The organism is Marinobacter sp. NFXS9 (assembly GCF_040148665.1).
Lineage (GTDB): Bacteria > Pseudomonadota > Gammaproteobacteria > Pseudomonadales > Oleiphilaceae > Marinobacter_A > Marinobacter_A mangrovi.
The window spans coordinates 51,405-75,630 of the sequence record NZ_JAGDDW010000009.1 but is presented as its reverse complement, the minus strand read 5'-3'; the positions used below and the strand labels follow the sequence as shown (position 1 = coordinate 75,630).

The 24,226-nt window shown below is 60.5% G+C and carries 19 protein-coding genes; 8 read left to right on the top strand and 11 right to left on the bottom strand.

Annotation, left to right across the window (positions count from 1 at the left end; translation table 11 throughout):
* Positions 1-143 precede the first annotated feature (143 nt).
* Positions 144-1,652 (top strand): NCS1 family nucleobase:cation symporter-1, encoded by a 1,509-nt coding sequence (locus J3364_RS14750; protein WP_349559076.1) that lies wholly within the window; start codon positions 144-146, stop codon positions 1,650-1,652.
* A gap of 3 nt (positions 1,653-1,655) precedes the next feature.
* Here the strand turns inward: J3364_RS14750 and trpA are convergent, their stop codons facing one another.
* Together trpA and trpB are read right to left on the bottom strand one after the other, a co-directional pair.
* The gene (gene trpA, locus J3364_RS14745) at positions 1,656-2,471 is read right to left on the bottom strand and encodes a tryptophan synthase subunit alpha (protein WP_349559075.1); all 816 of its coding nucleotides are present in this window, start codon (positions 2,469-2,471) and stop codon (positions 1,656-1,658) included.
* Positions 2,468-3,697 carry a tryptophan synthase subunit beta gene (gene trpB, locus J3364_RS14740; protein WP_349559074.1) on the bottom strand — a complete coding sequence of 410 codons (1,230 nt, stop codon included), beginning with the start codon at positions 3,695-3,697 and terminating at the stop codon, positions 2,468-2,470. Before trpB ends, trpA begins: the two co-directional genes overlap by 4 nt.
* 109 nt (positions 3,698-3,806) lie before the next feature.
* On the opposite strand from trpB, the gene J3364_RS14735 reads away from it, so the two are divergent.
* The 4 genes from J3364_RS14735 to J3364_RS14720 all read left to right on the top strand — a co-directional run bounded on the left by J3364_RS14735 (position 3,807) and on the right by J3364_RS14720 (position 10,800).
* A complete protein-coding gene (locus J3364_RS14735) occupies positions 3,807-4,700 on the top strand; it encodes a LysR family transcriptional regulator (RefSeq protein WP_349559073.1) in 894 nt (297 codons plus the stop codon).
* A 146-nt stretch (positions 4,701-4,846) separates the two neighbouring features.
* Positions 4,847-6,175, top strand: a complete 1,329-nt coding sequence (locus tag J3364_RS14730) for a PilZ domain-containing protein (RefSeq protein WP_349559072.1) — start codon at positions 4,847-4,849, stop codon at positions 6,173-6,175.
* 18 nt (positions 6,176-6,193) lie between these two features.
* Positions 6,194-8,773: an EAL domain-containing protein gene (locus J3364_RS14725; RefSeq protein ID WP_349559071.1), complete on the top strand. Its 2,580-nt coding sequence runs from the start codon at positions 6,194-6,196 to the stop codon at positions 8,771-8,773.
* A 275-nt stretch (positions 8,774-9,048) separates the two neighbouring features.
* Positions 9,049-10,800 (top strand): GspE/PulE family protein, encoded by a 1,752-nt coding sequence (locus tag J3364_RS14720; RefSeq protein WP_349559070.1) that lies wholly within the window; start codon positions 9,049-9,051, stop codon positions 10,798-10,800.
* Between the two features lie 152 nt (positions 10,801-10,952).
* Here J3364_RS14720 and J3364_RS14715 read toward each other — a convergent pair whose 3' ends face one another.
* The 3 genes from J3364_RS14715 to nei all read right to left on the bottom strand — a co-directional run bounded on the left by J3364_RS14715 (position 10,953) and on the right by nei (position 12,984).
* Positions 10,953-11,390 (bottom strand): universal stress protein, encoded by a 438-nt coding sequence (locus J3364_RS14715; RefSeq protein ID WP_349559069.1) that lies wholly within the window; start codon positions 11,388-11,390, stop codon positions 10,953-10,955.
* Between the two features lie 176 nt (positions 11,391-11,566).
* Entirely contained in the window at positions 11,567-11,956 is a 390-nt protein-coding gene (locus tag J3364_RS14710) for a diacylglycerol kinase (protein ID WP_349559068.1), read from the bottom strand.
* Positions 11,957-12,111: 155 nt separating this feature from the next.
* Positions 12,112-12,984 carry an endonuclease VIII gene (nei, locus tag J3364_RS14705; protein WP_349559067.1) on the bottom strand — a complete coding sequence of 291 codons (873 nt, stop codon included), beginning with the start codon at positions 12,982-12,984 and terminating at the stop codon, positions 12,112-12,114.
* 389 nt (positions 12,985-13,373) lie between these two features.
* Between nei and J3364_RS14700 the strand changes: the two genes are divergently transcribed.
* Positions 13,374-14,654, top strand: a complete 1,281-nt coding sequence (locus J3364_RS14700) for a cation:proton antiporter (RefSeq protein WP_123636666.1) — start codon at positions 13,374-13,376, stop codon at positions 14,652-14,654.
* A gap of 70 nt (positions 14,655-14,724) precedes the next feature.
* Here J3364_RS14700 and J3364_RS14695 read toward each other — a convergent pair whose 3' ends face one another.
* The 3 genes from J3364_RS14695 to J3364_RS14685 all read right to left on the bottom strand — a co-directional run bounded on the left by J3364_RS14695 (position 14,725) and on the right by J3364_RS14685 (position 17,754).
* A complete protein-coding gene (locus J3364_RS14695) occupies positions 14,725-15,177 on the bottom strand; it encodes an SRPBCC family protein (RefSeq protein ID WP_349559066.1) in 453 nt (150 codons plus the stop codon).
* 129 nt (positions 15,178-15,306) lie between these two features.
* Positions 15,307-17,040: an isocitrate/isopropylmalate family dehydrogenase gene (locus tag J3364_RS14690; RefSeq protein ID WP_349559065.1), complete on the bottom strand. Its 1,734-nt coding sequence runs from the start codon at positions 17,038-17,040 to the stop codon at positions 15,307-15,309.
* Positions 17,041-17,145: 105 nt separating this feature from the next.
* The gene (locus J3364_RS14685) at positions 17,146-17,754 is read right to left on the bottom strand and encodes a TetR/AcrR family transcriptional regulator (RefSeq protein WP_349559064.1); all 609 of its coding nucleotides are present in this window, start codon (positions 17,752-17,754) and stop codon (positions 17,146-17,148) included.
* A gap of 159 nt (positions 17,755-17,913) precedes the next feature.
* On the opposite strand from J3364_RS14685, the gene J3364_RS14680 reads away from it, so the two are divergent.
* On the top strand, positions 17,914-18,312 hold the full coding sequence (locus J3364_RS14680; protein ID WP_123636662.1) for a RidA family protein: 399 nt from the start codon (positions 17,914-17,916) through the stop codon (positions 18,310-18,312).
* Between the two features lie 91 nt (positions 18,313-18,403).
* Positions 18,404-19,111: an SDR family oxidoreductase gene (locus tag J3364_RS14675; protein WP_349559063.1), complete on the top strand. Its 708-nt coding sequence runs from the start codon at positions 18,404-18,406 to the stop codon at positions 19,109-19,111.
* A gap of 24 nt (positions 19,112-19,135) precedes the next feature.
* Here the strand turns inward: J3364_RS14675 and J3364_RS14670 are convergent, their stop codons facing one another.
* The 3 genes from J3364_RS14670 to J3364_RS14660 all read right to left on the bottom strand — a co-directional run bounded on the left by J3364_RS14670 (position 19,136) and on the right by J3364_RS14660 (position 24,058).
* Positions 19,136-21,142, bottom strand: a complete 2,007-nt coding sequence (locus J3364_RS14670; RefSeq protein WP_349559062.1) for a bifunctional 2',3'-cyclic-nucleotide 2'-phosphodiesterase/3'-nucleotidase — start codon at positions 21,140-21,142, stop codon at positions 19,136-19,138.
* Between the two features lie 66 nt (positions 21,143-21,208).
* Positions 21,209-23,107, bottom strand: a complete 1,899-nt coding sequence (locus tag J3364_RS14665; RefSeq protein WP_349559061.1) for a DUF6359 domain-containing protein — start codon at positions 23,105-23,107, stop codon at positions 21,209-21,211.
* Positions 23,108-23,269: 162 nt separating this feature from the next.
* Positions 23,270-24,058 carry an enoyl-CoA hydratase gene (locus J3364_RS14660; protein ID WP_349559060.1) on the bottom strand — a complete coding sequence of 263 codons (789 nt, stop codon included), beginning with the start codon at positions 24,056-24,058 and terminating at the stop codon, positions 23,270-23,272.
* Positions 24,059-24,226 lie beyond the last annotated feature (168 nt).

Genomic DNA, 24,226 nt, shown 5'->3' with positions numbered 1-24,226 from the left:
CGGACCCGACCGAAGCACCATGATCGTGCACATTCGGGACTTCACCTGGCGACTCTGCCTCGCTTTGTGGCGCTCTGAGGCTACGGACACGGCCTTTGAGGGCTCAAGGCTGGCATATTCCATGCTGGGTACGTGCCAGTCCGATGTCCTCCATCAACTACCGCGAGGAATGCACGATGGCCGCTGCCAGCGAACACACCGGAAGTATCACCGATGAACTCCACAACGACTCACTCACTCCGCTGCCCGCGGAGGAAAAGAAGTGGGGCTGGTTTGAGATCTTTAACGTCTGGGCCAATGATATCCAGAGCCTGTTCGGCTATTCCCTGGTGGCCTCCCTGTTCATTTCCTACGGAGTGACGGGCTGGACGGCGTTTCTGGCGCTGCTGACGGCCAGTGTCCTGGTGATGTTTCTGGTCAATATCTCTGGCAAGCCGGGCGTCGAGCACGGCATTCCCTACCCGGTTCTGGCCCGGGCCAGCATGGGTACCCGTGGCGCTCGACTGCCGTCCATTCTGCGGGCCACAGTGGCCGTTTTCTGGTACGGCGCACAGACGTACTTCGCTTCCACGGCACTTTACCTGCTGCTGGTCACGATCACGGGCTATCACAGCGAATCGGAGTGGATGGGCCTGTCGCTGCTGGGCTGGATTTCGTTCCTGCTGGTGTGGTGTCTGCAGATCGCTATCTTCTCTCGCGGCATGCAGTGGGTCGGCACCTTCCTCAATTTAGCCGGACCTTTTGTTTATCTGGTGATGCTGGGCTTGCTGGTGGTGCTGTGGCAGAAGTCGGATGGGAAGCTGTGGGACGCCGCCCAGACCATCTTTGCGCCGGAACATCCGACCTGGCAAAGTGAATTCACCGGCTTTATCGCCATCGTGGGCACCATGGTGGCGTACTTTGCGGCGGTGATGATCAACTTCAGTGACTTCTCCCGCTACTCCCGCAGCCACCGCTCCATGATGCTCGGCAACCTGATCGGCCTGCCGCTGAACATGGTGCTGTTCTCCGCGCTGGCCCTGCTGATCACCGCCGGCGCTGCCGTGCTTTACGGCGAGAAAATCGTCAACCCGTCGCAGATCGTGGAGCGCACCGACAGCGCCCTGCTCAGCGTCATCGCTGCCGTGACGTTCTTTGCCGCCACGGTGGGCATCAATCTGGTGGCCAACTTCATTCCCGCCGTCAACGGCATTGCCAACATGGCCCCGGCCCGGCTCAACTTCAAACGGGCCGGCTGGATCACGTCGCTGTTTGCTCTGGTGATCGGCGGCTTCTGGGTCAGCTTTATCAGCCGGATTGGCATCAGCGGCTTCGTTAACACACTTGGCGCCACCCTCGCCCCGCTGTACGGCATCATGGTGATGGACTACTTCATCGTGAAGAAGCAGCAGCTCACGCTGAAAGACCTCTACAGCAGCGATCCGGCAGGCGCCTATGCCTACGAGGCCGGCTGGAACCAGAAAGCTCTCTTCGCCTTCCTGATCGGGGCACTGTTTTCAGTCTCCAGTGTCTGGGTTGAGGAGATGAGCCAGCTCTCCGGCTATGCGTGGCTTCTGGGCGCCGTGATCGGCGCACTGATGTACGCCGTGGCGATGTCGTCCGCCGTCCGTGAGGCCGGTTCACGCTACAGCAAGGGGCGCATGGCGCCGTAGGATTTACCGGGCCCGACGAACACCGGCGGCCAGGTCGCGTGTCAGGTCGTGGAGCGCGTCCCTGGCCGCACCGGGCGATGGGGCATGTTCCACACAGCTTACCAATGTTGACCCCACGATCACCGCATCGCTGAACCGGCCGATCGCAGCGGCGTCTTCGGCCGTGCGGATACCAAAACCCACGCCGATGGGCAGATCCGTGTGTTGGCGGATGTCGGCCAGGGTGGTTTCCACGCTCTCCTGGGTGGGCGATGCGGCACCCGTCACGCCGGCCACAGAAACGTAGTAGACAAAACCGGACGCCTCCCGCAGTACCTGTTTCAGACGCTCGCCTTTCGTGGTGGGGGTGACGAGTCGAATGATGTGGATTCCCGCATCCCGGGCCGCCTGGAAAAACGCTCCGTCGTGATCCGGTGGCAGGTCCACGATGATGAGGCCATCGACCCCGGCCTCAGCCGCGTCCCGCAGGAACCGATCAGCGCCGTAGCGATAGATGGGGTTGTAGTAGCCCATCAACACCAGCGGGGTTTCCCAGTCCTGCTCGCGAAACTGTTGCACCATCGCCAGGGTCTTTTTCTGGGTCTGCCCGCCGTTAAGGGCTCGTAACGACGACTTCTGGATCGCCGGACCGTCCGCCATGGGATCGGTGAACGGCATCCCCAATTCAATAATGTCGGCGCCAGCGGCGGGCAGCCCCTTAAGGATATCCAGCGATGTGTCGAGATCCGGATCACCGGCCGTAATATAGGTCACGAGCGCCGGGCGATGCTCGGCCTGAGTGGCTGCAAACCGCCGATCGAGTCGGGAAGTGGTTTTCATGATGCCATCTCCGCTGCGTGTGATGGGTTGGAACCGCCAAGGTACTCGGCGACGCTGGCCATATCCTTGTCGCCCCGGCCGCTCAGGTTCACGACCATCAGGTGGTCCCTCGGCAGTGTCGGCGCCCGCCGAGCGACTTCCGCCAGTGCGTGGGCCGTTTCCAGGGCCGGGATGATGCCTTCCTGCCGGCAACACAGCTGGAAAGCCTCCATGGCCTCCTGGTCCGTGATCGACACATAGTCCACGCGCCCCTGCTCGTGCAACCAGGCGTGCTCGGGGCCAATGCCCGGATAATCCAGGCCCGCCGAGATGGAGTGGGCGTCGGTGATCTGGCCGTCCTCGTCCTGCAGCAGGTAGGTGCGATTGCCGTGCAACACACCCGGCGTCCCACCGCTCAGGCTGGCTGCGTGCTTGCCGCTCTCAACCCCATGCCCGCCGGCTTCAACGCCAATCATCTGCACCCCGTCATCCGCCAGGAACGGATGGAACAGGCCCATCGCGTTGGAGCCGCCGCCGATGCACGCCACCAGCGAGTCGGGCAGCCGCCCTTCCTGATCCAGCATCTGCTCCCGGGTTTCACGGCCGATGACCGACTGGAAGTCCCGCACCATGGCTGGATACGGGTGCGGCCCGGCCACGGTACCGATCACATAGAAGGTGTCGTCGATGTTGGTCACCCAGTCGCGCAGCGCCTCGTTCATGGCGTCCTTGAGGGTGCCGGTGCCGCTGCTGACCGGAATGATCTCGGCGCCAAGCAGCTGCATACGGAACACGTTAGGCTGTTGGCGCTCCATATCCGTCTTGCCCATATAAACGACGCACTGCATGCCCAACCGGGCCGCGACCGCCGCCGTAGCCACACCGTGCATGCCGGCCCCGGTCTCGGCGATGATGCGGGTCTTGCCCATACGCTGCGCCAACAGGACCTGGCCGATGCAGTTGTTAATCTTGTGCGCGCCGGTGTGATTGAGCTCTTCGCGCTTGAAGTAAATCGTGGCGCCGCCGAAATGCTCAGTGAGCCGATCTGCCCGGTACAGCGGGCTCGGACGCCCCACATAGTCGCGCTGGAAATACGCCAGCTGCGCCTGGAAATCCGGATCGTCCTGTGCCTTTGCGTAACAGGTCTGGAGTTCCTGGATCAGCGGCATGAGCGTTTCCGCCACAAAACTCCCGCCGAACTGGCCAAAAAAGCCGTTAACGTCTGGCTGCATGGAATAGGGATTCATAACGAACCTGCCTGCTCATTGATTGAGTGAACTGAAATGAGAATAACGAAGGCAAACGCTGGAAAAAATCGATAGAATTGCATAAACATGTGAGCTGGAGTCACGTTTTATGAGCCAGGACATGCCCCCTCTCAGCGCCCTTCGGGCGTTTGAGGCCACCGCCCGACTGGGCAGCGTGACCGCTGCCGCGGGTGAACTGCACGTCACCCACGGCGCCGTCAGCCGCCAGCTGCGCAGCCTCGACGAGCACTTCGGCACGCCTCTGTTTACCAAGGCGGGCCGGGGCATCCGACTCACCCATCAGGGCGAGCAGCTTCAACGGGGTGTCGGGGATGCTTTCGCCCGCCTGCGCGAGAGTTGCGCCGAGCTCAAACGCAGTTCCGAGGAGGGGCCCTTTGTCCTGAACTGTCCCGGCAGCCTCCTGGCCCGCTGGTTCATTCCCCGGCTGGAGCGGCTTCACCGGGAATTGCCGGACATCAGGCTTCAAGTCGGTGACAGCGACAGTGAACTCGACCCTCGCCACAGTGAAGCCGGCGCCACGCTCCTTTTCTCCGAGCCGCCTTATCCCGCGGAACTGGGCATCATCGAACTCGCCCCGGAAAACATCTGCGCCGTAGCCAGGCCAGATCAGGCCGAACGGTTCGATAGCCAGGACCCCGCCACGATATTCACGACGCCCCTGCTCCACACCCGCTCGCGCCCACAAGCCTGGCCACAATGGGCCCAGGCGCACGGACTCGATGAGGTGCGTCTGGCTCAAGCCGTAGAAGCGGGCCAGGGCTTCGACCACCTCTACTACCTGATTGAAGGGGCCCTGGCTGGTCTGGGTGTAGCCATTGCCCCTCGCTTACTGGTGGAGGACGATCTGGCCTCCGGGCGCCTGATCGCCCCCTGGGGCTCGGTCGAAACCAGCGGTCGGCTGTGCCTGCTGTTGCCGCACTATGTGTCGCACCGGCGTGGCGAACAACTTGCCGCCTGGCTGCAACGCGAACTCAACCCATAGGCAGCCCCGGCGCCCCGCTTCAGCGCTGCTCACTTTCCCTCGCATTTAACGGGCTGATTCGTCTTTAAAAATGGCGACCTTCCGCAGTTTGAACCATGCTGTAAACAGGACATTTGACCCGTTTTTCAGTCGATCAGGGAAAAGCCATGATAAGGATGCATGGGGAATATCGCAGGCACCTGCGGTCAGGGATTCGGATTCCGGTCGTTATCAGCCACGCCGGACGCACCTTCGAAACGACAACACTCGACATTTCCGCCAGTGGTCTGCGTCTGAAAAGACCGGAGCACGTGCATATTCGTGCCGGCGAAACCATCGACATCGAGTTCCGTGACCGAACCGGCACCAAGGTCGCTGCCACCGTGATGCACTCCGGCAAGACCCACATCGGCTTACAGTTCTATGATCGGCGCTTTTCCGGCAATGAGCTGAAAGCCCTCTACGACGTCGCCCCTCTCTGGCAACGCCTCAGCGCCACCAGCAAACGCACACTCTGGAAGAAGAGCCGTCGTCTGGCGGTTTTTCTGGCCAACACCTACCTGCGCTCCCTGCTCCTTGCCCTGGTCCGGCCCCAGTTCCTGTTCGCCGTGTATGGCAACGAAAAGCAGGTCCGTTCCTATGTCTCCGACGATATGGCGCGGCGCCTGCCCTTCAACCTGATACTGGGGGTCATCCGCAACGAAAACATGCGTGGCTTGATGGTCGCCCCACAATTCCTGGAGCATGAGCTGCAGGAAGACTCCGACAAAGTCCGCCTGTACATGGAGCGTCTGCAGGAGGATTTCCCGAATGTGCAGCGGATTGCACTGGTCGGACGACTCCCCAACTTCGTAAAGAAAGCAGGCATCGATATAAAGCGACCGTTGGTGGAGGGCAGTCTTGGCACGCGCTACATGATCTGGGACATCGCGCGGCAAATGCGGGAGCGGCCGCAGTATCGCAACCAGAACAGCATTGTCGTGCTGGGCGGGGCCGGACGCATCGGCAACGCCGTGTGCCACGATCTCACCAGCCTGTACGACAGGGTGATTGGCCTTGATCCCCGCTACGAAGAAGACAATGAAATCAACACCGATCAGGGGACGGTCCTGCAAACCGCGTCCCTCGAGCGTCTGAGCGACGAAACATTGTATATCGCCCTCACTCATCAGGGCGACGCGGTGCTGGATCTCTATCAGCACATGCCCAATGGCGCGCTGATTGCCGATGACACTCATCCCTGCATCAGCCTGAAAGTACGGGAACGCATGCGGGAACGTCAGATTGAGGTGGAGAAGATCGTACTGTCTCACGATCAATTCATGATGTGGCCACGCATGCCGGACTGGAATAACCGGGATATCCCGGGATGTCTGGTGGAAGCCCTGGTTCTGCTCCGCCAGCCGGATGTGGCCGAAGGCGGATTTCACAGATTCTGTCAGGAAGCGGAATTTCTCGGCTTCACCGGCCGCCTGATCCGACCGCTGGATGAATAGCGATAACGGGAACGCCCTATGGTGACTCTCTGCAAATGGGCAGCAGCACTGATGGCCGCCCTGCTGTTGTGCGCCTTTTCTGTCAACGCCGGAGAAGTGATTCTCGATGGGGAAACAGGCCATCACAGCCTGAACGATCGCATCGACTATCAGCTCGGCAGCGGCCAGACACTTGAGCAGGCTGTGCAACAGTCACATTGGCAGGTAAAACGGGATCGCAGCGTACTGAATCTCGGGTTCACGGATCAGTCCGTCTGGCTCAAGACAAATCTGAATATCCCTCACGCCCTGGACCAGCCCTGGTATCTGGTGATTCCCTACCCCCTGCTGGAGCAGGTGGATCTCTATCTCCTGCGCGACGGCCGGCTGCCGGCGTTCTACCACACCAGTCGCGAGGAAACCGAAACCCAGAGGGAGCAGGCACAAAGCTATCAGATCGCCCTGCCTCTGCCTCAGGATCTCAGTGGCAACGTGAATCTTGTCCTGCGGGCCGAGTCCGCCTCCTCGCTGCAGGTGCCGGTGGAACTTTGGAGCCAGGATCGCCTGCTGGACGACTTTTCCCGGGAAAGCCTCTACTGGGGCATCTATTTCGGCATCCTGGGGGCGATGGCCACTTACAACCTGTTTCTGTTTCTCTCCATCCGGGATCCGGCCTACGGCTACTATGTGCTTTACATCGGCGCGATCAGCCTGCTGATGCTCTGTATCTCCGGCGTGGGCAGCGCCTGGATCTGGAGCGGCCAGCCGCTGCTGACCCGATACGCCTTGCCTACAAGCACTGCACTGGTCTCACTCAGTGCCCTGATGTTTGCGCGCAGCTTTTTGAAATGGCAGGAGATTTCCTATCGCTGGGAACGCGGTCTGAACATCACCGCGGGCCTGGCCGGGGTGTTGATTGTCTACACCTGGGTCGATCCGATACACGGTGCCCTGTTCGCCGGTCTGTTGGGCACCCTGGTGATCGTGTTGGTCATCTCTGTGGGGCTGGCCGCCCTCACCGCCGGTGTCGCCAGTGCCCGTTATTTCGTGCTGGCCTGGGCCGCCTTCGCGCTGGGAGCCTCCCTCTACCTGATGAACGTGTTCAACCTGCTGCCGGTGAATTTTCTCACCAACCATGCCATGCAGGCCGGCTCCGCAGCCGAGGTCCTGTTGCTGTCCTTCGCCCTGGCCCATCGCATCAAGGACGAACGTACCCGCAAACTGGCCGCATTGCATCGACAGCAACTGGCGGAGCGACAGGTCCGCGACATGGAAATGCAGTCGCTTGAACAGGCGATGCACGATTCCGCCACCAAACTGCCTAACGGCGCGCTGCTCAATCAGCAACTGCAAACGGTGATCGCCCAGGGACAACGGGTCGCACTCGCGTTGGTCCACTACCCCCAGGTCAAGGAGATTGCATCCAGCATGGGGCACAACCTGGCAGAGGACATGTTTTGCCAGTTGATGAAAAAACTGAACCATACGCTGGCGATTCTCGGTGGCGGTATCTGCCTGGAGGCGAAACAGCCCGCCTACATCGCCATTCCGGAGTTCGGTTCTGCCGCGTTCCTGGTTGACCTCAATCAGCTGCAGGGCAACCTGAAGCCGTTCGTAGAGCAGGTGGTCGGGCACCATGAGGTGGCCTTTCATTCGGTCCGACTGCCCGTGCTCATGAACCTGCATTGTGGCGTGGCGCTCGCCCCGGAACATGGCAAGAGCACGGACATCCTCTATCAGCACGCGTCGGCAGCCCGGGACCGTAGCGAATCGAGAAAGGTGCCGGTGCAGGTCTACAGTGAGGAAATATCCGAGTTCGCCCGGCGGCGACTGGAACTGCTGACAGCCCTGCCCCAGGCTATTGAAGATGACGAGATCGAACTCTACCTGCAACCGCAAATGAACGGCACCGGCCAGGAACTGGTCGGCGCCGAGGTGTTGCTGCGCTGGAACAGTTCCCGGTTTGGGCCAGTGCCTACCTGGGAGGTCATCGAGATCGCAGAAAATGCAGGGCTGATGGATCTGCTCTCCCGTTATGTGGTCGCCCAAGCCTGGAGAATCATGCAGACTTTGCGGGCACAGCATCTGGACATCACCTGCAGCATCAACCTGTCGGTCGAGAACCTGACCGACCGCCACTTCGTGCCGGATGCACTTGAGGGCATCAGACAACACGGTATCCCGACCGACCGCGTCATTTTCGAGATGACGGAAACGGCGATGATGCACAACATGGAATCGGTCATCGATTCCCTGCTGCTCATTGCCAATGAAGGCTGCCGGATCGCCCTGGACGATTTCGGAACGGGCTACTCGTCCCTGGCCTACCTGAGTCGCCTGCCCATCCATGAATTAAAGATTGATCGCAGCTTTATCAGCCAGATGTGCTTGAATCGCAACGATCAGGAGATCGTCAAGAACACGCTGACCCTGGCCCGCACCCTCAATCTGGAGACCGTGGCCGAGGGCGTAGAGGACAAGGCCACCCTGACACGCCTCAGCGAACTGGGTTGCCATCGCGTTCAGGGCTACCTGTTTGCCAAACCGATGCCGGTGAAAGAGTTCTGTCGCTGGGCGTTGAGCCAGCCCGTCATACAGAGTGCCGGCAAAGGCCCTTGACGCGGTTATGGCTTTCGCATCGCTCTCAGGCTGTGCCAACGGCGAGTCAATTGGGATTCATTCCCGACTGAATGCATGAAAAACGCATTCAATTGTCAAGCCGCGTAAAACTTGCCTATTTCTTGTCCGGAAAACGTTAAATCGCGTCTTCGGTCGTAGTGACCGCGTCAGGGCGTTGCTAACATAATACCCGACCATTGGTCATACACTGTCTCCCGTCTACAACCGAGAAGACCTGCTCCTCCGGCTGGTTTTTGCAGGACCACGTTCGTCCCATGTCCAATTGCACGATGACTGCCAACGTCCCCCCGATTATCTCGACAGCTGAGGAACTGCGGCACCACAACGAATCACGCTACCACTTCTCGCCTCGCCCACTGGGGGAAATCCTGCTGGACATGGGGATCGTTACCGCCAGCCAACTGAGCAAAGCACTGGAAGCACAAAAGACCAGCCACCTCCGTCTCGGGGAAAGCCTGGAAAAGACGGGGATCGTCACACACGAACAAATCCTGCGCGGACTCAGCGAGCATTTCGGCGTTCCCTACATCAAACTGCTCCACTTCGATGTCGATCCCCGGGCCCTCGCCTGTGTTCCGGCCCAGTTTGCACGCATGCACATGGTGATGCCCTTACTGCTTGAAGGCGAACGGCTGCTGCTCGCTCTGGAAGATCCGACGGATTCCGAACTGATCAACATGTTGCGGTTCATCACCGGTAAGGTGCTGGAACCCTGCATCGCACCGCCGGATGACATCGCCTTCGCCATTGCCAGCTATTACGGCGGGCAGGACATGCAGAGCGCGCTCGATGACGTCAGCATGATCCCCGATGAAGAGCCATTTCATCTGGACGTCAATACCGAAGAAAAGATGGGCCGCCAGCGCCCGGTGGTTCAACTCGTCCAGAACATCATCACCGAAGCACTGGTGCGCCAGGCTTCCGATATCCATATCCGCCCGCTGGAATCCGTGGTGGATCTTTACTTCCGGGTCGACGGGGTTCTCCAGAAGGTACGCGCCTTCGACAAGAAGCTGCTGCCCGCGGTGGTCAGTCGCATCAAGATCCTCGGCAACATGGACATTTCCGAACACCGTGTGCCCCAGGATGGACGCACCCGCATTCGCTACCAGCAGAAAGCCGTCGACCTGCGTCTGTCCGTGATCCCGGCCATCCATGGCGAAAGCGTGGTCATCCGTCTTCTGGACACCCAGTTTGCCCTCAAGAACCTGGAGCAGCTCGGCTTCGATGACTCGGACGCACAGCGACTTCGTCACCTGCTGACCCGCAACAACGGCATTTTCCTGGTCACCGGCCCCACCGGTTCGGGAAAATCCACCACGCTGTATACGGCGCTGGGCCACATCAAGGAATCCAACGTCAACATCATTACGGTCGAGGATCCAGTGGAATATCACCTGAACGGGATTACCCAGATTCAGGTCAACCAGGCCACCGGCTATACGTTTGCCCGTGCCCTGCGCCATATTCTTCGACACGACCCGGACGTGATCATGGTCGGAGAAGTCCGTGACCGGGAAACCGCCAAGATGGCAGTGGAAAGTGCGCTGACCGGTCATCTTGTGCTGAGCACCCTGCACACCAACGATGCGGCCACGTCGGTCACCCGCCTGATCGAAATCGGCGTCGAGCCCTACCTGGTCAACAGTGCCCTGATTGGCGTACTCGCCCAGCGATTGGTGCGCCGAACCTGCACCAACTGCAAAACACAGGAGCCGGTCGCCCCGGAAGTTCGCCAGGTTCTCGACGTGGCGGAAGACGAGCCCTTTTTCCACGGGGCAGGTTGCGATCACTATAACGGGACCGGGATCAAGGGACGTATGGCCGTCTACGAGCTCCTCGAGGTCACGCCGGCACTGCGCCAGATGATCGTGCAGGGAGTTCCCGCGGCTGTCATCGAAAAGCAAGCGGTCCGTGACGGCATGACGCCACTGACCGAAAGTGCACTTAAGTTGGCCAGAACGGGCCAGATCTCGCTGGCCGAAGTCTATCGCGTGCGGCTTTAGCGAGCAGAGACGATTCAGGAGTTAATCGGGGACTCCGACAGCAATCCACTCCCTTCGGATGTTGGTGAACCGATCGCTAATAAGGGCCACCCGATCGCTGTCGGAATACCGTAACGACCGCCATGCCATCCGATGAAAGTACCGGTCCGACATTACCCGACGACGGTGACCGGCCCTGTCGCGTGCCTGACCACCTTCTCGCTGACGCTGCCGAGCGTGAGGCTACGCACCACAGAATATCCTCGCCGCCCCAGAACCAGGTGCGCCCCCGGGTGGGCGTGGACATACTCGAGGATCTCGTGCGCCGGGTCGCCGCTGAGAACAATCTCCTCCGCGGCCTCAGCACCCGCTCCTATCGTCTCTTTCACAGGGTCGAAGGCTTCGCGGGCGTGCTTCTGCTTTTCAACCTCAATGGTGCTGTGAGGGACACCGGCCACCACGAGGACTGATGACTTCGAGAAAGGATAAACCGTTAACAGCTTGAGCGGATACCCGGTGGCTTCGACCAGCTTACCGGCCATTCTTGCCGCGCTCAGTGACTGTTCGGAACCGTCACAGGCAACCACGATGCTTGGAGAATCATTTTCCATAAGAGACACCTTCTGTATGAAACGTGTGCCTCCATTATCACTGCTTCAACCATCACCTGGTTGATTGAGGTCAATGCAGCAGGCCCCTTTGAATCCATCTATCCGGGATCGAAATGCCATCGAAAAACCGAAATTTTCGGGGTTAATGCCATCTCCAGGGCAAGAGGTACCGGCGCCTAGAAAAGAATCACCACCCAGCACACAGTGATGATCACCAGCCCCACAAACTGGGCGGCGCTGCCCATATCCTTGGCCTGTTTGGAGAGCGGGTGAAGTTCCATCGACACCCGGTCAACGATGTTTTCAATGGCCGAGTTCAGCAACTCGATGGCGAGGGAAAGCAACGGCGCGGCGATCAGGACTGCCCGTTCGGCGCGGGTGACATCGACCCAACAGGCGATGGGAATCAGGATGACGTTGATCAACACCAATTGACGAAACGCCGCCTCATTGAGAAACGCCGCCTTGAGACCCTGCATGGAATAGCGGGTTGAATTCAGGATTCGGGTTATTCCTTTCCCGCCTTTCAGCGCGTGGGCACCGGGTTCATGAATTGATTTGGACATCACTGGCCTTATGTTCATCGGGCAAGGAATAAGAAACCGGCGACGCGTCGAAGCTAGGCAACGGTCCGGGCTTAACAAGAGGCCGAATTATGAACGCTGGATCCGGCTTTGAGAATCCGGGACCTCCGAAGCCCGGCGCACGGTCGTGACCCAAGTCAGTTGTGACCCGCATTGCCCTGCCCCTTCACATCGCCTCTTTGTTGGCATGAGGGACAGAAATACAATCGACGACTCGCCATGGCGGTTTTCACGACCGGCCCATCGCACTCGTGGCAGGCCTGATCTTCACGATTGAACACCATGTGGCGGCGTTGGCCGAAGGTCCAGCCGTGGCGCTTGAGCCGTTCGGCCCGCTCCGGGTCGTTGGTAATGCCCTTCAGGGTATACGCGCGCTGGAGCATCCTCAGGATGGCCTCGGCCAGGCGCCCGCGTTCGACGTCGTCCAGATCCCGGGGGCGTATGTCGGGCGCCAGCCGGGCCTCAAACAGGATCTCCGAACGCAGGTAGTTTCCGATGCCCGCGATAAAGGCCTGATCCAGCAGCAGGCCACCCAGATTCCGGCCGTGGAATCGCCGGTCTTCAAACACAGCCAGCAGGTCGTCCACGCTGACTGCCTGGTTCAACGGGTCCGGTCCCAGGCGTACCAGATAGTCCACCTGATCCAGTTCATCCGGACGCACCAGCCGGATATCCGACGCACTGTACAACCGGGCCGCTTTTTCCGCACCGAGGATCGCGAACCGAAGCTGCCGGTTGGTCGCCGGTTCCCGGTCAGACGGGCCGATCATCCATTTCCCATACAGCTGGTTGTGACTGTACACACACCAGGGACCGTCCTCGTCGGTGGCGGCCAGAAACACCAAGACGGCCTTGCCCCGAGCTTCAACGCTCGTCACCTGACGACCTGCCAGCAAAGGCTCGAACGACTTGAAGCGCTCAAAGGCGAACATCACGGTCTCCGCAGTCCGTCCTGCAACCGCGCTGCCGATCTCATCGACCATGCGGCGTATTTCGGGGCCCTCGGGCATGGATCTCATCTCCTCAATTCGTCGTCAGAAGGACTACGCGAGACCGGCAGGCTCGGACCAGCTCTTTTCGGTATTCCTGTTCAGGGAGATGGCCTTACCCATTTTCGGATCGAAATGTTCAGCCAGGTCATGATTGACGAACGCAAACAACGCCATATTCGCTATCATGACGTCCGCCGGGCTCTGTTGCGTTAGCGAGCACGCCCTTGTCTCGTTGGTGATCCGGCGTTCTGCACGTTATTGAACCAGACGTTGGCACACGCCAGAGCGGCCTGATCATGCGGTCGCCTTGTCCCGCCCTGCCAGCCTGTTCATATCGAGTTGTGGATCACGCGAATAACCGGACGGAACCGTCCCACAATAAACCGATGTCTTATCCGGGAGAATCAATGGATACGTGGTATCTGCTGTGTTTCCTTTCCGCGACCGCCGTGCTGGTCGCCTTCGCCAATCAGTTCTTCCTGAACATGCAGACGACCATCGCCATTACCTCCGGGGCGGTGGTCATTTCGCTGCTGCTGATCCTGGCGGTTAAAGTCCTCGGCAACCAGACCGCCGTGGCGGTGTCCAGAATGCTCGGCACCATCGATTTCAAATCGCTGCTGCTGGATGGGATGCTGGGGCCATTGCTGTTTGCGGGGGCGCTGGAAATCGACCTGCGCAGCATGCGCCGGCATCGCTGGGAAATCACGATCCTGGTCCTGTTTGGCACCCTGGCGTCGACGTTCCTGGTGGGCTACTTCATCTCCTGGATCATGGACATGATGGGCTGGGACGTCCCGCTGGTCTACTGCCTGCTTTTCGGCGCCCTGATCAGCCCGACCGACCCAATCGCCGTACTGGCCATCATCAAGCAGATGAAAGCGCCGCCGTCCATTTCGATTCAGGTCGAAGGGGAATCCCTGTTCAATGACGGCGTCGGCCTGGTGGTCTTCACCACGATTTTTGCGGTGGCCTTCACCACGGCGGAGCCCACATTTGGCAATGTCGCAGATCTGTTCCTGACGGACGCCCTGGGCGGCATCGCATTCGGTATGTTGCTGGCCATTGTGGGCCATTTCCTGCTGATCAAGAGCCAGGATGGCAACATCCGCCTGCTGCTGACCTTCTGCATCCCGACAGCCGGGTTTGCCCTGGCCAACATGATGGGGGTTTCCGGCGCCCTGGCGATGGTGGTGGCGGGGATCTTCGTCGGTAACGTTACGCGCGCCAAAGCCGCATCGATGGCCCGCCTGAGCAGCATTCGCAACATCCGCAACTTCTGGCACGCGGTGGATGGCGTTCTCAACGCCTTCCTGTTCCTGCTGATCGGCCTGCTGGTGGTGACGCTGCCGGTAACCTGGCAGCAGATCGTCCTGGGCCTGCTGGCCATTCCGACCGTGCTGCTGGCCCGTTTCATTAGCATCAGTCTGCCGTACCTGGCGTTCCGGCGGTTCCGGAGCTACGACAAGCATTCCGTGCTGATCCTCACCTGGGGCGGGTTGCGCGGTGGCCTGGCGCTGGCGATGGCGGCGTCCATCCCGGCGGGTAAAATCTTCTTCAACGGCGTTGACCTGCACACCTTGCTGTTGCTGATCACCTACATCGTGGTGATCTTCTCCATCATCGTGCAGGGGTCCAGCATCAAGCCGTTGATCCGGAGCAGTCTGGCCGCCCAGAAAGAGGGGTGATCCATCATGGGGGCGCCGGCATCCGCCGAGCCCCTTCTCCCTGTCCTACCCCCGTTTTCAAAACGCCCGATCAGCCCTGGTCGGGTATTTCGGGGTCAACCAGCAACGCCAGCAGATGCAGTGATTCCTGCCAGCCCTGGTAGCAGAACTCTACCGGTATGGCCTCGGGAACACCCTCCTGCACGATAGTCAGTTCAGTGCCGCACAAGACCGGCTTCAGCTGAATGGTGACCTGCATTTCCCCTGGCAGGTTGGGATCATCGAACTGATCGGTATGACGGATCAGTTCCCCCGGTTTGAGCTCCAGGAAACGCACGCTGAACGAATGTTTCGTCCCGGTCGTGAAGTTGGTGAATGACATGTGGTAGCCGCCGCCCTCGCGCGCGTCCATCGCGTCGATGTGGCCCGAAAACCCGTGGGGCGGAATCCATTTCACCAAGGCGTCCGGATCGATAAAGGCACGATAGACGCGGTCAGGACTGCCGCGCAGAACGCGGTGTAAACGGATGGTATTGCCAGACATGGTGGTTCTCCTGATTGAGTTCACGAGTGCCTTTTCGCTGAGAGGCACGGTCTAGTCGAATCAGCGGGCGGCCATTCGACACCCGCCAGTCTGGCAATCGAGGAACGTTTAACGCTCTCCCAGTTCACGTTAAAGCCGCTCCTGCAGCGCCTCAATGAACCCATACAGATCCACCACCTTTTCCGATTCCGGGTTGGTGATCTTACCTTTCAAATCAGCGGTGATGACGCCATCGGCCACGGTGTCTTTCAAGGCCTGTTTGAGTCGGCCGGCGTAATCGGCCAGTTCCCGGTTGCCGTCCCGTTCACCCAGTGTTTCCAGGGCGTTGCCCAGCGCGTAGATCAGGGCCGACGGGTTGAAATGGGCCTCTTTACCGCCGCTCTCCTGATACTTGATGTACAGGTCATGGGCGGTGCCGTGCGGCGCTTCGAACAGCATCGCGCCGTCCTTGCTCTCGATGATCGAGCTGGCTGTGGCCAGGCTGCCGCCCAGGGCCGCGGAGATATCGGAGAAAATGTCCCCGTCCAGGTTCTGTGACGGATAGAGCGCGTTCCGGGGCGGGTCGGTGATCATCTTGATCAACTGGCGGGACGGCCGCATGATCATGAAGGACGGCGGCGGCGTGTCCTCTTTGGCCAGCTCCCGGCGGACCTCGGTGATGACCTCGCTGAAGACTTCGTCGTACTCCATGTATTCCCGCTTCAGGCCGAAGTAGACCTCCTTATCTTTACGTGAGGCATCCCGGAATACCTGGCTGACCCAGTCCTTGATGGCTTCGCGGTCATTGGACATCAGCAGCATGGGATCGCCCTTCCTGACGTGCCGGGCGTGCCGCTCTTCACCGTCCACCACCACCTTGACGATGCCGTCTTCCCGGGCCGGTGCATTGAAGCTGCCGTACTGGTCACCGCCGCCGGCACTCATGCGCGAAATCGACACGTGAACGTGACGGTCCGGGATGCCGTAGCGTTTGAGCTGATTCACCAACTTGAACAGCTTGCGCCCCGTGGTGTTGTCCGGCACGCCCCACAGCGCCCGATCCGGCGGGTTCGAAACGATCCGGGCCGCCTGGGCGTCGATCAGCTCGTAGTGGAACTCCAGACCGATGGCCTCCACCTTGTCCTGATACTCGTTTTTATAGACATCCTCAATCGCAGAACGCATGGCCCCGTCATAGCCCGGGATCACCGTGTCTTTGAGACCCAGGTAAATGTCCCGCTTGTCGTCGATGGCATGCTGGAAAAACTGGCGGGCCCAATCCCGGATATCGGCCATGTCGTTGGTGGCCAGCAACAGTGGATCGCCCTTGTTGATCTCCCGGCGATGCAGTTCCTCCGGGTCGCCGCTGCTGCCCACGAACATCAGCTTGATGATGCCGGTGGCGCGGGCAAGTTCGTTGAAACTGTCCTTGATGCCGCCGTTGTCCATGGTCATCACTTCGATGTCGCGATCGATCCATTCAGGACGACGCACGCGGAGATTGCGGAACTGGATGTCCTCCCGGGTGATGTTGCCGCCGATGCCCTTGCGGATGGCGCCGTTGGGGGACTTGGTCGCCAGCGGATCCAGGGCGTCGCCGTCAACGTCCGGGTATTTTTTGAGGAGTTCTTCCAGTTGGCTGCGGTTGACGGTAATCCCCGCGTTCTTGATGCCAACGCCGTATTCCTTGATCGCCTCGATGGCCTCGGTCACCGCCCGGCCGTTGGTGGCCAGGCGATTCTCGGCGGAGAGGTCGATTTCCTTGAGCTTGATGTCCAGCCTCGACGTCACGAACGTTTTCAGGAGTGCCTCGAAAGCCACCTGGGCCATCTCGTCACCGTGGAGGATGACCAGCGGCGAATCCACCGGAATCTTGTTGCCCATCGCGTACTCCTTTCGCTTGTCCTGTGAGTCGATACTTGGAAACCAAAAAGGGATGCCTCTATTAACCCTATGCGTGATTGAGCGTGGGTCAAGGGGCGCTCGGACTCAATCGCCAGCGTGCGAGGGTTTGCGCAGCAGTCCCTCCGCAAGGGAGCGGAAAGCATCCACCACCTTTTCAAACACGGCTCGTGAATCATCGGCCGCGGCAATCCACAGCGCGGCATTGAGAGCAGCGCCGTTGAGCAGACGGGCCGCTGCTTCGGCATCCACTGGTCGCACCGTGCCCTCATCAATGAGCGCCTGGATCGTCTCCATGGTGGTCTGCAGGCAGGCGTTCTGGTTCGGCCATTGTGACGGGTCCCCCAGCACCGCGGGCCCATCCAGCAGCATGATCCGCTGGATCTCCGGCTCCAGGGCCATTTCCATATAAGCGATGCTCTCCTCCATGAAGCCCCGCCAGGCGCCGTCCGCTTGCTCACGTGCCGCGCGCATACGCACCAGCATCTCCGAGTCCATCTGATCGATCACCGCCTGCAGCAACCCCTTCTTGTCGCCGAAGTTGTGGTAGAGCGCGCCCCGCGTGAGGCCGGCTGCGGCGGTCAGGTCATCCATGGAGGATGCCGCGTAACCCTTCGCTGCGAATGCCTTGCGGGCCGCCTGAATCAGCTTGGCCCGGGTTTCCTCGACCATCTGTGCGCGTTTTTTTGCGGCCATTCGTGTTCCTCTCTCGGCAACATACGCGTCGTATGCCAATTGACATACGACGCGTATGTAAGATTATACTGACATACGCCTCGTATCTTAATGTTGGTCTCGAGGCAGTGAAAGGCCAAACGGTCTTCCAAAACATCCTCTTTCATCGGAACTGAAACCATGACTCAACGAGACGCTATCTTTCCCGCAGGCCGACAGGCCCTCTACGACATCAACCGCTACTCCGCAGCCATTCGTTCGGGGGACCTGCTGTTTGTCTCCGGCCAGGTCGGCAGCCATGAGGACGGCTCGCCCGAGCCTGACTTCGAAAAGCAGGTTCAACTCGCCTTCGACAATCTGGCCGCCGTTCTAAAGGCCGCCGGATGCACCTTCGACGACATCGTCGACGTCACCACGTTCCACACCGACCCGGAAGCACAGTGGAACGCCATCGACACCGTCCGGCAGCGAGTGTTCGGCGAACCGCCCTACACCAATTGGACGGCGGTCGGCGTGAACTGGCTGGCCGGCTTTGATTTCGAGATCAAGGTCATCGCCCGCATTCCGGCCGCAGCCTGACGCGTTGGCGGCCCGGCAAGGCCAGGCACAGCTCACTTCGTCCGGGCCGCCATCGTCAGCACCCATCGCAAACGGAACAGGAGGTATTCAAATGAACGTCTTTATCATCGGTATGAACGGCGGCGTCGGCCGTCTGCTTTCGCGTCAGCTTCAAGAACGTGGAGATAGCGTCCATGGGCTGGTCCGCCAGCGGGAGCAGCAGGCCGAACTGGAAAAAGAAGGATTGAGCACCACCGTGCGCGACCTGTCGATTATGACGGTGAACGAACTCGCAGCAGCCTTCGACAATATGGACGCGATTGTCTTCAGCGCGGGTTCGAACGGTGGCAGCCGGGAAACCACGAAGGCGATTGACGGCGACGGCATCGAGAAGGCCATCAAGGCGACCCGCATGGCCGGCGTCGACCGCTTCCTTTCGGTATCTGTGCTACCTGAATCCTGGCGGGAACGGGCACTGGGCGACGACGTGGAGTACTACTTCGCCATCAAGAAAAGTGCGGATGTGATACTCAGCCGGAGCGATCTGGACTGGGTGATCCTGCGACCATCCCTGCTAACCGATGAACCGGGCTCAGGCACCGTCTCCCTCGGTCCGGCGGAGCATCACCACCAGATTGCCCGCGAAGACGTCGCCCGCACGCTGGCAGAGCTGATCCACGAACCCCGGATCAGCCGGCAGATTCTGGAACTCAATGCCGGTTCGACGCCGATCAGCGCGGCGGTTCGGGCGAATGTTCGTGCCGATACCTCACGGGCGAAAATCCCGGTGTCCACCACACCAACCGGGATTTCCAAGTAACGTCAGAGTCGTGTCATGGCCCGCTCACTGCAGGTTCAGTTCGTAGACGCGCTCGTTGTTGGCGTTAACCTCCAGGAAAGTCGCGTTCGGAGCCTTATCCGCCACAAAGTTCAGGGCCCGGTTGGTATTGGGCACCCGGAAGACCGGCTTGACCGACGTTCCGCTGCTGATGGTGGCGAACGACCAGTTGCCGTCGGCCGTCGGCGTCACCGGGCTGTTGTTGCGAATGTAGTTCGCCAGGATGGTGCGGTTGGCATCGGGCGAATTGATGACGATGTGGTCGCTGCCCGTGCCGGGGAAGACCCCGCCGTTGGCACGGTAGTTGTTGGTGGCGACAATGAATTCCTGATCCGACGTTACCGCCGCACCCTGGTATTGCAGGTTCTGGATGCGATGGGCGCCGTCGTTGATGACGTTGCAGTCGCGGTCGTCCCGGGGTGGTTGGGTCACGTCGATCTCGTAGGTCACGCCGTCGATCACGTCGAAGTTGTACGTGGGAAAGCCGGTGTAATTGACCAGTTCCTGGGGGGCGCTGCTGCCGGTGTCAATCTGGTAGAACTGGGAGGCCGAACATTCCAGCCAGCCCCTCAACTCGTCACCGGTGACCTTCACCGCCACCAGGGTGTTGGGGTAAAGGTACAGGTCCGCCGCGTTGCGCAGGGTCAGCTCGCCAGCGGGCACGGTGGTAAAGCTGCCTTCGTCGCTGCAATCGCCGTTGCGGTCACAGGCCTTGAAAGGTGCCGCCGCCGACAGCACCGGCAGGTCCTGCAGGTTGACGTCCCCCTGAATCAGATCCTCGACATAGGCCTTCTGGGCGTCGCTGACAATCTGGATCGAGGGATCGTCCTTCACCAGCGCCAGGAAGCTGAACATATCGTCCGTCGAGGAACCGATCGGCGTGCTCATGTAATCCAGAGTCGCCTGATGGTCACTCGCGACCGCGGCGGTGATCGTGCTGTCCGCTTCCACCACCGATTGGCCATCCACCATCACCGGACGTGCCGCCACCTGACTGTCGGTGATCGTCCAGGCATCGTCGGCCGCACTGTAGTCCAGGGTCAGGTCGATGACGCCCAGATGGTCGCCCCAATAACCCGGCATGACGGCGGGCACGCCCTTGATGGTGCCCTTGTCGACATCCACGTCCGGGGTGTCCGCAAAGGTGTCGGACGGGAACACCAGGTGGCTGTGACCCATCATGATCACATCGATGCCCGGCACGTCCGCCAGGTACCAGCTGCTGTTCTCAGTCTTGGCGGCGGGATCATAGGGCTTGGTGCTGATGCCGGAATGGGCGATCGCCACCACCACGTCGGCGCCTTCGGCCTTCATCTGCGGTACATAGCGCTCCGCCATGGCCTTGATGTCCTTGGTGATGACGTGACCCTGCAGGTTGGACTTGTCCCACTGCATGATCTGGGGCGGCACGAAACCGATGAAGCCGATCGTCAGCTCATGCACATTGCCGTCGCGATCCTGGACCGTTTTATCGACCAGCTTGTAGGGGCTGAAATACGGCTCGTCGTTGTCCGGATTGTCATCGCCATCGTCCTTGAAGATATTGGCGCTGATGTAGGGAAAGTCGGCGTCGTTGACGCTCTCGGCCAGGTAGTCGAGACCGTAGTTGAACTCATGGTTGCCGTAGTTGGCGACGGTGTAGTCCAGCAGGTTCATCGCCTTGTAGACCGGATGCACTTCGCCCGGCGCCAGCCCCGCGGCCTGACGCCAGTCGCCCATCGGGCTCCCCTGGATCAGGTCGCCGTTATCCACGAGCACGTAGTTGCCGGGCTCGCTCAGCTCGGCCCTGGCCTGACGGATCAGGCTGGCCGTGCGGACCAGTCCGATCTGGGGATCCGGCACGTCGCTGTAGTAGTTGTAGTCCATCACGTTGGAATGGATATCCGTCGTCTCCATCAACCGCAGGTCGACGGTGGCCTCGCTGGCCGTACTGTCATCATCGGAATTGCACCCGCTCAGCAAAGCGGCGCCGGCCATCACGCAGAGGGGCAGGATTCGGACAAAGTGACGCATTCAAGTTCCTTCTTATGCTGGTTATGCTGGTTTCAGGGTTGAGAGAGGCCTACTCACGATCGGCGCTCAAGGGCACCCGCTGGGCAACGTCAGTTGGGTGACCGATTCCACGCTGGGCGTGCTCATGTACTCGTCGCGCTGGCCGTCCACTTCCAGCACCTGACCAATCACTCCCGGGTTATTGGCCGGGCTGTAGTAGGCGCGTTGGTCGGCTTCCAGCTTGACGTAGATCGATGTGGAACCGTCCAGGTCAGCCAGTTCCAGGGCGTAAGGGTCGTTGATGCCCTGCACCACGGTGCCGATCACAGTCAGGGGCGTGCCGATTGAGCTGGCGTAGGCGGTACTGACCGACACCGCATCGGCGGATCCGCAGTCGGCGGTCGAACCACCACCGCTGCTCACCAGCTGCATGTCCGTGACGTATTCCACGCTGGGCTCGGACATATAGTCGTCCCGCGTTCCGGAGACCTGCAGGGTCTGGCCCACCAGCGACGGATCGTTCTGGGGACTGAAGGTGTCCCGGTACTGGCTGTCCAGCTTGACGTAGAGGGTGGCGGACGCGTCCTGCGGATCGGCGATCTCCAGTGCGTACTCTCCGTTGATCGCCTGAGTGATGGTGCCGGTGACGGTCACGTCCGTGCCATTGGGCTGGGCCAGTGCGGCACTGACGCTGATGGCGTCTCCGCCCGGCGTGGTGCTGCCGCCTCCGGCCGGATTGGCCGCCCCGTAGGCACCGTCGGCGAAGGAGGCGGCATCCCATGGGTTATAGCCGCCGGAAGGCGTGCTCCAGGGCTGGCCGCCGTCCGGATCGCTCTGCTCCTCGCTGGCCATGGGGTTGGGTGTGGCGTCACCGGCAGGGTGGGCGCTGCTGTCGAAGTGGGTATAGCTTTCCGGCTGGGCGAGCCAGTTCACCAGATTGACGGCGAGGACGGCGGCATTACCGGCGTCGGTCCAGCCGGGATAGGTGGACTTGGTGGAACCGGAGTCCTGTCGCAGATAGAGCGGCGAGTCGTCCTCGATGGGACTGGAATCCCCGATGAAAGCCGCCTTACCGGCGCCAGCTTTGGAAATGGCCACATAAGGCCCTTCATCCCGGCCGCCAAAATAAACACCGGAATCCACCGCATGGCTCCAGCGGGCCGGGCTGTCTGCATTGGAGAAATAAACCAGCCCCTTGGCCCGGGACGGATCAGTGATCGCCAGCGTGGAGCCACCGGCCATCAGGATCGGATCAACGCCCTGGGTAATCCCCTCCCCCTGACCGCTGCCAACGATGCCGCTGACGCCGGAGAGCCAGTCGATGGCATTGAAGCGAAAACGCAGACCGAAGGTCTGGGCCAGCCAGCCGGCGCCGGCCTGTCCTGGATTGCGCAGGTCGCCATAGGCGCCGCCGATATTGAACTGGCTCAGGGTCGCGCGGTTATAGCCGTTGAAGACTTCCGTACTGTCCCAGGTGTTGAGGTTGCGGTCGGCGTTGTAGTGGTCAGCGATAAAAAACACGCCTTTTCCGCTGGCCACGAAATCCGCCAGCGCCGACTGCTCGGCCTGGGTAAACGGGCGATTGCTCTCGGCCAGTATCAGTACGTCCGCCACGCTGATACCGGCTGCTGTAATGACCGCCTCGTTGGCGCTGGTGGCGGCGCTGCCTGGTGCCGTGTAGTCATCCACAAACTGGATAACGCCGTCGCCATTCTTGTCGACGCCACGATACTCTTGCACCGTGTAGCCCTCGGCCACCAGCGCATCGGCAAAGTCGGAGAACCCACCGTTGATGACCCAGTCGGCGTTGCCTTCGGTGCCGCCGTGGGACACATCAAACATCACCACCTTGCCGTTGCTGTTACCAGCCGCTGGCGTTTTGAGGGGAGCTGGGTAATTCCAGGTGTAGGGCGTCGCCAGGACACTGGCGGAGATGAGGGTGAGAGCGAGAGCAAACAGCAGGCGAAATCGGATCCATCCGGTCATGACATTCTCCAAGGGGGCGCAGAAAAAACGCCTCCACTCTGGAACACTCACATGACCGAATGATGGCCCTCAGTTGACCTTTTAATGACGTTCCTGTGTCACTGGCTACCTCCTTTCAGGCCGCCGGATGCTTCATACCGGCGGCAGCCAGGGGGGGAAGAATCAGTGATCCTTCCAGTCCGGCTTGCGCTTATCCAGAAACGCGCAGATGCCCTCCTGAGCGTCGTGGGCCTGCATGTTGTCCGCCATCACGGTGGAGGTGTACGCATAGGCCTCGGCCAACGGCATTTCCAGCTGGCGGTAGAACGCCTCCTTTCCGATTTTCAGCGTGTGGCCGGATTTGTCGGCAATCGTCCGGGCCATTTTGTGCACCGTGTCGTCCAGGACCTGCTCGTCGACCGCCCGATTCACCAGGCCGATTTCCTCGGCCCTCGCGGCGCTGATCATTTCCCCCGTGAGCAGCATCTCCATCGCGTGCTTGCGGGACACGTTCCGGGACAACGCCACCATCGGAGTGGAACAGAACAGCCCGATGTTGACGCCGGGCGTTGCAAAGCGCGCGGTATCAGCGGCCACCGCCAGATCACAGCTGGCCACCAGTTGGCAACCCGCGGCCGTCGCCACGCCCACCACCCGGGCAATGACCGGCTTCGGCAACGACACCATCTGCTGCATCACTTTGCTGCACTGGTTGAACAGGGCCAGCTGGAAATCCGGGTTATCAAATTGCTCCCGGATTTCGCCCAGGTCATGCCCTGCGCAAAACGTCGGCCCCTGTGCGGCCAGGATGACGACTCGGGTCGACGCATCACCCGCAATGGCGTCCAGTTCGACCGACAGGGCTTCAAGCATGGCCATCGATAAACTGTTGCGACGCTGCGGGTGGTTCAGGGTGAGCGTCGTGATGCCTTCTTCGGTCACTCGACTCACCAACGATTCCTGTCCTGACATGCGGATTCCCCTCCTCCCGACGATGGCCGGATGTCATGTACGCGCTGATTCAGTATCGAACAGGTGATCCGGGCTGTCGAACCCGGGCGGTACCTCGCGCCCTCCCGATTTTCGATACCGCACTCGCCCCAACCGGGCCATTTTGCGCTAAGGTAGCAACCCCAACAC

Coding starts and splice junctions, on each gene's coding strand:
- J3364_RS14750 (WP_349559076.1), top strand. CDS start 144: ATGTCCTCCATCAACTACCGCGAGGAATGCACGATGGCCGCTGCCAGC.
- trpA (WP_349559075.1), bottom strand. CDS start 2,471: ATGAAAACCACTTCCCGACTCGATCGGCGGTTTGCAGCCACTCAGGCC.
- trpB (WP_349559074.1), bottom strand. CDS start 3,697: ATGAATCCCTATTCCATGCAGCCAGACGTTAACGGCTTTTTTGGCCAG.
- J3364_RS14735 (WP_349559073.1), top strand. CDS start 3,807: ATGAGCCAGGACATGCCCCCTCTCAGCGCCCTTCGGGCGTTTGAGGCC.
- J3364_RS14730 (WP_349559072.1), top strand. CDS start 4,847: ATGATAAGGATGCATGGGGAATATCGCAGGCACCTGCGGTCAGGGATT.
- J3364_RS14725 (WP_349559071.1), top strand. CDS start 6,194: ATGGTGACTCTCTGCAAATGGGCAGCAGCACTGATGGCCGCCCTGCTG.
- J3364_RS14720 (WP_349559070.1), top strand. CDS start 9,049: ATGTCCAATTGCACGATGACTGCCAACGTCCCCCCGATTATCTCGACA.
- J3364_RS14715 (WP_349559069.1), bottom strand. CDS start 11,390: ATGGAAAATGATTCTCCAAGCATCGTGGTTGCCTGTGACGGTTCCGAA.
- J3364_RS14710 (WP_349559068.1), bottom strand. CDS start 11,956: ATGTCCAAATCAATTCATGAACCCGGTGCCCACGCGCTGAAAGGCGGG.
- nei (WP_349559067.1), bottom strand. CDS start 12,984: ATGCCCGAGGGCCCCGAAATACGCCGCATGGTCGATGAGATCGGCAGC.
- J3364_RS14700 (WP_123636666.1), top strand. CDS start 13,374: ATGGATACGTGGTATCTGCTGTGTTTCCTTTCCGCGACCGCCGTGCTG.
- J3364_RS14695 (WP_349559066.1), bottom strand. CDS start 15,177: ATGTCTGGCAATACCATCCGTTTACACCGCGTTCTGCGCGGCAGTCCT.
- J3364_RS14690 (WP_349559065.1), bottom strand. CDS start 17,040: ATGGGCAACAAGATTCCGGTGGATTCGCCGCTGGTCATCCTCCACGGT.
- J3364_RS14685 (WP_349559064.1), bottom strand. CDS start 17,754: ATGGCCGCAAAAAAACGCGCACAGATGGTCGAGGAAACCCGGGCCAAG.
- J3364_RS14680 (WP_123636662.1), top strand. CDS start 17,914: ATGACTCAACGAGACGCTATCTTTCCCGCAGGCCGACAGGCCCTCTAC.
- J3364_RS14675 (WP_349559063.1), top strand. CDS start 18,404: ATGAACGTCTTTATCATCGGTATGAACGGCGGCGTCGGCCGTCTGCTT.
- J3364_RS14670 (WP_349559062.1), bottom strand. CDS start 21,142: ATGCGTCACTTTGTCCGAATCCTGCCCCTCTGCGTGATGGCCGGCGCC.
- J3364_RS14665 (WP_349559061.1), bottom strand. CDS start 23,107: ATGACCGGATGGATCCGATTTCGCCTGCTGTTTGCTCTCGCTCTCACC.
- J3364_RS14660 (WP_349559060.1), bottom strand. CDS start 24,058: ATGTCAGGACAGGAATCGTTGGTGAGTCGAGTGACCGAAGAAGGCATC.